The organism is Acinetobacter sp. BY419 (assembly GCF_019038395.1).
GTDB lineage: Bacteria > Pseudomonadota > Gammaproteobacteria > Pseudomonadales > Moraxellaceae > Acinetobacter.
The window spans coordinates 144,026-151,275 of record NZ_JAGFXZ010000003.1 but is presented as its reverse complement, the minus strand read 5'-3'; the positions used below and the strand labels follow the sequence as shown (position 1 = coordinate 151,275).

At 44.0% G+C, this 7,250-nt stretch carries 6 protein-coding genes; 4 read left to right on the top strand and 2 right to left on the bottom strand.

Translation table 11 applies throughout. The features are described 5' to 3' along the window. The first annotated feature begins 434 nt into the window (after positions 1 to 434). Together mhpT and KUG37_RS02385 are read left to right on the top strand one after the other, a co-directional pair. A complete protein-coding gene (mhpT, locus tag KUG37_RS02390; protein WP_216935910.1) occupies positions 435 to 1,640 on the top strand; it encodes a 3-(3-hydroxy-phenyl)propionate transporter MhpT in 1,206 nt (401 codons plus the stop codon). Between the two features lie 133 nt (positions 1,641 to 1,773). After that, positions 1,774 to 2,100 carry a hypothetical protein gene (locus tag KUG37_RS02385; protein WP_216935909.1) on the top strand — a complete coding sequence of 109 codons (327 nt, stop codon included), beginning with the start codon at positions 1,774 to 1,776 and terminating at the stop codon, positions 2,098 to 2,100. A gap of 50 nt (positions 2,101 to 2,150) precedes the next feature. Here KUG37_RS02385 and glnG read toward each other — a convergent pair whose 3' ends face one another. Next, positions 2,151 to 3,626: a nitrogen regulation protein NR(I) gene (glnG, locus tag KUG37_RS02380; RefSeq protein ID WP_216935908.1), complete on the bottom strand. Its 1,476-nt coding sequence runs from the start codon at positions 3,624 to 3,626 to the stop codon at positions 2,151 to 2,153. Further along, positions 3,613 to 4,722: a nitrogen regulation protein NR(II) gene (gene glnL, locus KUG37_RS02375; RefSeq protein ID WP_216935907.1), complete on the bottom strand. Its 1,110-nt coding sequence runs from the start codon at positions 4,720 to 4,722 to the stop codon at positions 3,613 to 3,615. Before glnL ends, glnG begins: the two co-directional genes overlap by 14 nt. Positions 4,723 to 5,063: 341 nt before the next feature. Here glnL and rimO point away from each other — a divergent pair, with 341 nt between their 5' ends. Next, complete coding sequence (gene rimO / locus KUG37_RS02370; protein ID WP_216935905.1) at positions 5,064 to 6,407, top strand: 30S ribosomal protein S12 methylthiotransferase RimO; 1,344 nt, start codon at positions 5,064 to 5,066, stop codon at positions 6,405 to 6,407. 46 nt (positions 6,408 to 6,453) lie between these two features. Beyond that, the gene (pyrH, locus tag KUG37_RS02365; RefSeq protein WP_216935904.1) at positions 6,454 to 7,182 is read left to right on the top strand and encodes a UMP kinase; all 729 of its coding nucleotides are present in this window, start codon (positions 6,454 to 6,456) and stop codon (positions 7,180 to 7,182) included. Positions 7,183 to 7,250: the final 68 nt, after the last annotated feature.

Here is a 7,250-nt window from a genome sequence, read left to right as displayed (position 1 = left end):
CTTCTTGGGTAAGGTGAGTATAGTTCATGATGCAACTTTGACTTTGGTCGGTCGGAAGCAAAATGCTAGCTCATCTTGCTTCTTTCCAATAATTTAATCTCTGTTGCACTTCATTTGAGAATCTAAGAAGTTAAAAAGCCCGCATTGAGCGGGCTTTTTATTGGCCTGGATTCTGGTATAGATTCTGACTATGGTTGAATTAAAAATAACTACTATTAGATTAAATTATTGATAAATAAATACTATTAAAATTATTAAGATGTAATAGATCTAAAAATACAATGTTTTAGGTCTGATTTGGCTGATATTTATATATGTTGCTGCGCTTAAACCCGACTATTGTCGTGCTATTTCTCTATCAGGATTAGGTTAAAAATAGTGGAACAGATCGTCAGATGATTAAACGGTTTGTAAATTATTGATGGAGATCAGTCATGGCGCAGCCATACAGCGGAAAAGCTCAAAAAATATTAACCATATTCTTATGTTTCTGGGTCGCATTTTTTGAGGGTTTCGATCTTCAAGCCCCTGGAATCGCAGCGAAAGGACTTGCAGCAAGCTTTAGTTTGGATCAGGTTCAAATGGGCTATGTGTTTAGTCTGGGTGTCTTCGGAATGCTGTTTGGTGCATTCTTTGGCGGACGGGTCGCAGATTATTTAGGACAGAAGAAAGTCCTGATGCTATCTGTGGCCATTTTTGGTGTGTTCATGTCCTTAACGGCGATTGCACCAAGCATTGAAGTTTTATATGCAGCGCGTTTCTTTACCGGTCTTGGTTTGGGTGCAGCAATGCCGACCATGATTTCAGTCGTTGGTGATGAAGCAACTGAAGCCAATCGTGGTCAGTTAAATAGCCTGATGTATTGTGGTTTGCCTGTAGGCGCTATTTTTGTTGCCGGTCTGGCCATGTTGCTTCCTGAGATTCAATGGCAAACCTTATTCTTGATTGGGGGATTAACACCGATAGCACTGATTCCATTAATGGTATTTATTCTTAAAGATAAGCCTAAAGTGACTGCAGATGTGCAGCTATCTGGTGAAGCTGTACCGGGAATGGCTGAGGTGTTGTTCAGGCAGCAACAGTATAAAAATACATTACCTCTTTGGGTCGGTTTCTTTTTTACCTTAATGATCAATTATATTCTGATTAGCTGGTTGCCTAACTTGCTCATGGAGCAAGGTTTGCAGAAGCAGCAGGCATTTTTGGTGATGTTGGTGTTCCAGGTAGGCGCGGTCATTGGAACCTTGAGTCTGGGTTATTTATTGGACCGTTTGAAGCTCTGGCAAATGGCAGCCATTATTTATAGTGGTTTGTTTGTTGCCTTGGTGTTGCTATTCACTACAACTTCTATTCCGCTATTGATTTTGGCTGGGGTTATGGGTGGGATTTTCTCTACAGGCGGTCAATCTATTCTATATGGAATCTCACCGATTTTTTATTCAGGCGCGGGCAAAGTGACTGGTGTGGGTAGTGCAATTTCTCTCGGTCGTTTAGGGGCGATGACGGGTCCATTATTGACCGGGAAGATTCTGGCCTTAGGTTTAGGCACCACGGGTATCTTGATGGCAAGTTTGCCAGCCGTCGTGGTATCGGCAGTGGCAGTAACAGCGCTATCGCGTTATAAGGCTGCGCATAAGTAGTCTATCATTGAGATCTGTTAATATTAAAAAGGGAATCTGAGGATTTCCTTTTTTATTGCTTGGCGTTTTATTTAGCGGAGCTGATAGAGGAAATTTGCTAAAATATCCGAATAGCAAACAGACTGATTTTTATATGGCTTATCAAATTATTCCACTCTCGATTCAGGCCACCGATAATATTGCCTGTCCCCATTGCCAGCACAGTGTGATTGACTGGGCTGAAGAGCAGTATGTGCAACCCTGTGAACATACCTTATTTATTGCCATGGATATTGGCTTTGAATATATGGCTGATGAATTCGAGCACAGCATGCCACGTTCTGTAGATGACCTGCATGCCAATGATGATCAGGTGAATATGCTGGATGAAATCACCCAGGCCACTTATCCGGATTATCTGATTTATAAATCTGATCTGGGCATAGAAGGGTATTTCCGCTATGTGGGTTTTACTGCCTAAATCATCATTAATAAAAAAAGCGCCCGTGGGCGCTTTTTTATATGGAAAGATCAGCTTTCTATTTCTTCTTCGACTTCATCGTCAGTGGTGTCCATGCCCAGTTCTTTGAGCTTGCGGGTGAGGGTATTGCGGCCCCAACCTAAAAGCTCTGCGGCATGACGCTTACGGCCACGAGTTTGTTGTAAGGCTGCATTAATCAAGGTACGTTCAAACATCGGAGTGGCAACATCCAGAAGTTTCATTTCACCGTTTTTTAGTTTTTGCATCGCCCATTGACCCAGCAATTCATCCCAGTGATGCGGTGCAATCTGGTTAAGCGTTGGAATTGGTGCACCCGGATCCTGCTGATGAATTGGAATCTGTTTCAGCTCAGGTGGTAGATCTTCTGGATAGACTTCGCGACCTGTGATCATCACTGTCAGCCAACGACAGGTATTTTCCAGTTGGCGTACATTGCCTTGCCATGGCAATTTCTGCATATATTCCTGCGTTTCAGGACGCAGAATCTTTGGATTTACCCCAAGTTCCTTTCCGGCGCGCGCCAGAAAATGCTGCGCCAACATCGGAATGTCTTCACTACGATGTGCCAGCTTTGGAATATGAATACGAATCACATTCAGTCGGTGATACAAGTCTTCACGGAAGCGACCCTCATGGACCAGTTTTTCTAAGTCCTGATGAGTTGCTGCAACAATACGCACATCGACCTTAACTGGAATGTGGCCACCAACACGGTAAAACTCGCCGTCTGCCAGGACACGCAGTAAACGGGTCTGGGTTTCAAATGGCATATCGCCAATTTCATCTAAAAACAGCGTGCCGCCGTTGGCCTGTTCAAAACGACCCTGACGTTGGGTGTTGGCACCGGTAAATGCACCTTTCTCATGCCCGAAGAGTTCAGTTTCGATCAGGTCTTTTGGAATTGCCGCCATATTCAGTGCAATAAATGGCTTTGCACTACGCGGTGAATGGCGGTGCAAGGCATGTGCCACCAATTCTTTCCCTGTGCCGGACTCACCATTAATGAGTACAGTAATATGCGATTGCGCTAGACGCCCAATGGCGCGAAACACTTCCTGCATCGCAGGAGATTCGCCGATAATCTCTGTGGATTGAATCGGCGGAGCAACTTTTGCTGATTCTTGTTGTTGCAGCTTGGTGATATGTAAAATCGCACGATTCACCAGCGCCAGCGCTTCATCAATATCAAAAGGCTTAGGTAGATATTCAAAAGCACCGGTTTGATAACTTGATACAGCAGATTCCAGATCTGAATGTGCCGTCATAATAATGACAGGCAGGTCAGGATAACTGTGTTTGACCTTGCCCAGGAAGGTGAGTCCATCAATACCCGGCATACGAATATCGGTCAGAATCACATCTGGTGCATCGACACTGAGCTGATCCAGCGCAGATTGTGCTTCTTCAAAACTGGTAACGTCGAGGCCTTCTTCTTTAAAGGTTTTTTCTAGTACCCAACGCATGGCACGATCGTCATCAATGACCCATATCTTATTTCGCGACATGATTCGACTCCCAAGGTAAATATAAGCTAAAGATTGTTTTTCCAGCAACAGACTGGCACTCGATCATGCCGTTGTGCTGATGAATAATATTTTGAGCAATACTGAGACCAAGTCCGGTACCTTTGGCACGGCTGGTCACAAGTGGATAAAACACCGATTCGACAATCTCTTCCGGTACACCCGGTCCATTGTCTTCAATATCAATACGGACTACAGAGCGGTGAATCACCCCGTTAATAGTAAAGAGACGTTGAATCCGGGTTCTTAAAATTAGTTCAGGTTGCTGTTCGACAAAAAACTCCTTGTTTTCAGTCATGGCCTGTACTGCATTGGCGCAAACATTCAAAATGACTTGAATTAATTGGTCGCGGTCTGCCAGAACTTCGGGTAAGGACAAGTCATAATCCCGGGTAATCTTGATTTTCTTTTTGGTTTGATTGACGATGAGGGAACGCACACGTTCTAGCGGTTCATGTACATTGACCAGCTCATAGCTTGGCAGGTGACGCGAACCGAGCATGGTGTCGGCCAGATTTCGAAGTCGATCCACTTCGCTAATAATAATGTCGGTAAATTCTTTGTATTGTGGATCATTCAGGCTGCGGGCCAGAAGTTGCGTTGCACCGCGAATTCCACCGAGTGGATTTTTAATTTCGTGCGCGACACCGCGAATCAGTTGACGAGCCACTTGATGTTGCTGAATCAGGTTCTCTTCACGCGAAATTTTGAGCATGCGATCGCGAGGGTTGAGCTCGATTAACAACAGTGGGTGATAAGGCTTGCCCAGATTCAGTTGAGAAACCGTGTAATCGACATGAATATCCTTGAAATTGACAATCAGCGTTGCTTCACGGCGGGTATAGGGTTGGCCTGTGCTTAAGGTGTTGTTCAGTGCTTCTTCAGTATTAAACTCATCGGCCGGGTGTTGTAGAAGGCCGAGTGCCGGACTGCCACTAGCGCGGAATAAGCTCACATCAAATAAGGCTTCGCAGGCAGAGTTAAGATAATAAATATTAAGATCACGATCTACCAATAAGATACACGTGGTCATATTGTCCACTAAAACACGATAGTCGATCGGAATTGGCTGATCCATTCGCGGGTTTGTTCCTGTATTAAAATGGCGCAATGGCATCTTCATAAAGCAATTTAATCAATTTTAAGTCCTGATTTGATGCAAGATGCACGCCAACTTTTATGACTAAAGTTTATTTGTTGCTATGAAATGCAGAAATGTGCCACAGCGACACGATTCATCTTAGGTATAGCGGATTAAATTGAGGCTGTAAATCTAAAATGATTCATTTTGGTGCGGAGGTGAGTATCTTGAATATTTTATGGCAATATTTTAGTGCATGATGCAAAGAGTCGGGTTTTCAACTATTTTTATGATGCGAAAAGACATACAATACGCGCATTCTAGTAGAGCGAAAATTCATGAAGTCCCCCAAAGTCGGTTTTGTATCTTTAGGTTGTCCTAAGGCATTGGTAGATTCTGAACGTATTTTAACCCAGTTGAAGACTGAAGGTTATGACGTCGCTTCGGATTATGACGGTGCTGATTTAGTGGTAGTAAATACCTGTGGTTTCATTGAATCTGCAGTGCAAGAATCGCTCGATGCGATTGGTGAGGCGATGAGCGCGAATGGTCGTGTCATCGTAACAGGCTGTCTAGGTAAAGACGAAGACAAGATTCGCCAAATGCATCCCAATGTCCTGAAAGTGACAGGTGCAGCGGCATATAAAGATGTTATGGATGCGGTTCATCAATACGTGCCTCAACCGCCAAAACACAATCCATTTATTGATCTGGTTCCAGAGCAAGGCATTCGCCTGACGCCAAAACATTATGCTTATTTAAAAATATCTGAAGGCTGTAACCATCGTTGTACTTTCTGTATTATTCCAAGCATGCGTGGCGATTTAGTTTCCCGTCCAGTCGGTTCTGTGCTAGAAGAAGCTGCAGCGCTGAAACGTGCCGGTGTAAAAGAAGTACTCGTAATCTCCCAAGATACTTCTGCTTATGGTCTGGACACGAAATACAAGCTGGATTTCTGGAACGGCCAGCCGATTAAAACCAAATTCTATGACATGTGTGAAGCATTAGGTCAGTTGGGAATCTGGGTGCGTTTGCACTATGTTTACCCGTATCCGCATGTGGATGCTGTAATTGACCTGATGGCACAAGGCAAAATTCTGCCTTATCTGGATATTCCATTCCAGCACGCGAGTCCAAAAATTCTCAAACTGATGAAACGACCTGCACACAGTGAAAACACACTGGAGCGTTTGAAAATCTGGCGTGAGAAATGTCCTGATCTGGTGCTCCGTTCAACATTTGTGGTGGGCTTCCCAGGTGAAACCGAAGAAGACTTCCAGATGCTGCTCGACTGGCTCAAGCAAGCCCAGCTTGATCGCGTAGGTTGTTTCACTTATTCCCCAGTTGAAGGTGCGACAGCAAATGATTTGCCAGACCACGTTCCTGAAGAAATTAAACAAGAGCGTTATGAGCGTTTCATGCAGGTTCAGCAAGAAATCTCGGCAGTCAAACTCCAAAAGCGTATCGGTCAGACCATGACTGTACTGGTGGATGACCTGGAAGAAGAGTTCCCAGTGGCGGTTGCACGTTCTTATGCAGATGCACCTGAAATTGATGGTAATGTTTTTGTTGAAGATATCGATAAAAGCGTTATTAAGGCAGGGGATTTGCTTGAAGTCGAGATTACCGATGCAGATGAATACGATCTGTATGCAAAACTCATTTCAATCAAGTCTGCTTAAGATTTTGAATTAAAAAAATTTAAATTGAATAATTTGGAGTTTGATAATGTTGGATTCTAAAAAGCCACGCTTTGGTCGCATCCTGTTGAAGCTTTCTGGTGAAGCACTGGCAGGCAATAAAGACATGGGAATCGATGCACCAGTGCTCGATCAAATGTCACTTTCTATTGCGCACCTTGTGGGTTTAGGCGTACAAGTAGGTATTGTTGTGGGTGGTGGTAACCTGTATCGCGGTAGCCAGCTACAAAAAGATGGTCTGGTTGGCCGTGTAACTGGCGATCAGATGGGTATGCTGGCAACAGTAATGAACGGTCTGGCACTGCGTGATGCATTGGTACGCCGTAATATTAAAACCCGTTTAATGTCTGCATTGCCAATTGGTGCTGTGGTTGAGGCTTATTCGAGCCGTGATGCAATCCGTCACCTGACTCAGGGTGAAGTCTGCGTATTCGTTGCCGGTACAGGTAATCCGTTCTTTACTACAGATACAGCTGCCTGTTTACGTGGTATCGAAATCGAATCAGACTTGATTTTGAAAGCGACCAAAGTTGATGGCGTATATAATAAAGATCCAAGTAAATATGAAGATGCAGTTAAATATGACACCTTGACTTTCGACCAGATACTGGACGAAAAGCTGGGTGTGATGGATTTAACCGCGATCTGTTTATGCCGTGACCATAATGTACCGCTACAAGTATTCGATATGAATAAATCTGGTGCATTGCTTTCCGTTGTTATGGGTGAAAAAGAAGGGACTCACGTTACCAATTAATGACGTGAGCACCAAAGCACTTTATACTACACGCTAATTTAGCAATAACCTCTTTTAAAGAATTAAGT

Excerpts from the sequence above, each read along its gene's own strand:
- glnG (WP_216935908.1), bottom strand. The coding sequence starts at position 3,626 with ATGTCGCGAAATAAGATATGGGTCATTGATGACGATCGTGCCATGCGT.
- glnL (WP_216935907.1), bottom strand. The coding sequence starts at position 4,722 with ATGGATCAGCCAATTCCGATCGACTATCGTGTTTTAGTGGACAATATG.
- pyrH (WP_216935904.1), top strand. The coding sequence starts at position 6,454 with ATGTTGGATTCTAAAAAGCCACGCTTTGGTCGCATCCTGTTGAAGCTT.
- mhpT (WP_216935910.1), top strand. The coding sequence starts at position 435 with ATGGCGCAGCCATACAGCGGAAAAGCTCAAAAAATATTAACCATATTC.
- KUG37_RS02385 (WP_216935909.1), top strand. The coding sequence starts at position 1,774 with ATGGCTTATCAAATTATTCCACTCTCGATTCAGGCCACCGATAATATT.
- rimO (WP_216935905.1), top strand. The coding sequence starts at position 5,064 with ATGAAGTCCCCCAAAGTCGGTTTTGTATCTTTAGGTTGTCCTAAGGCA.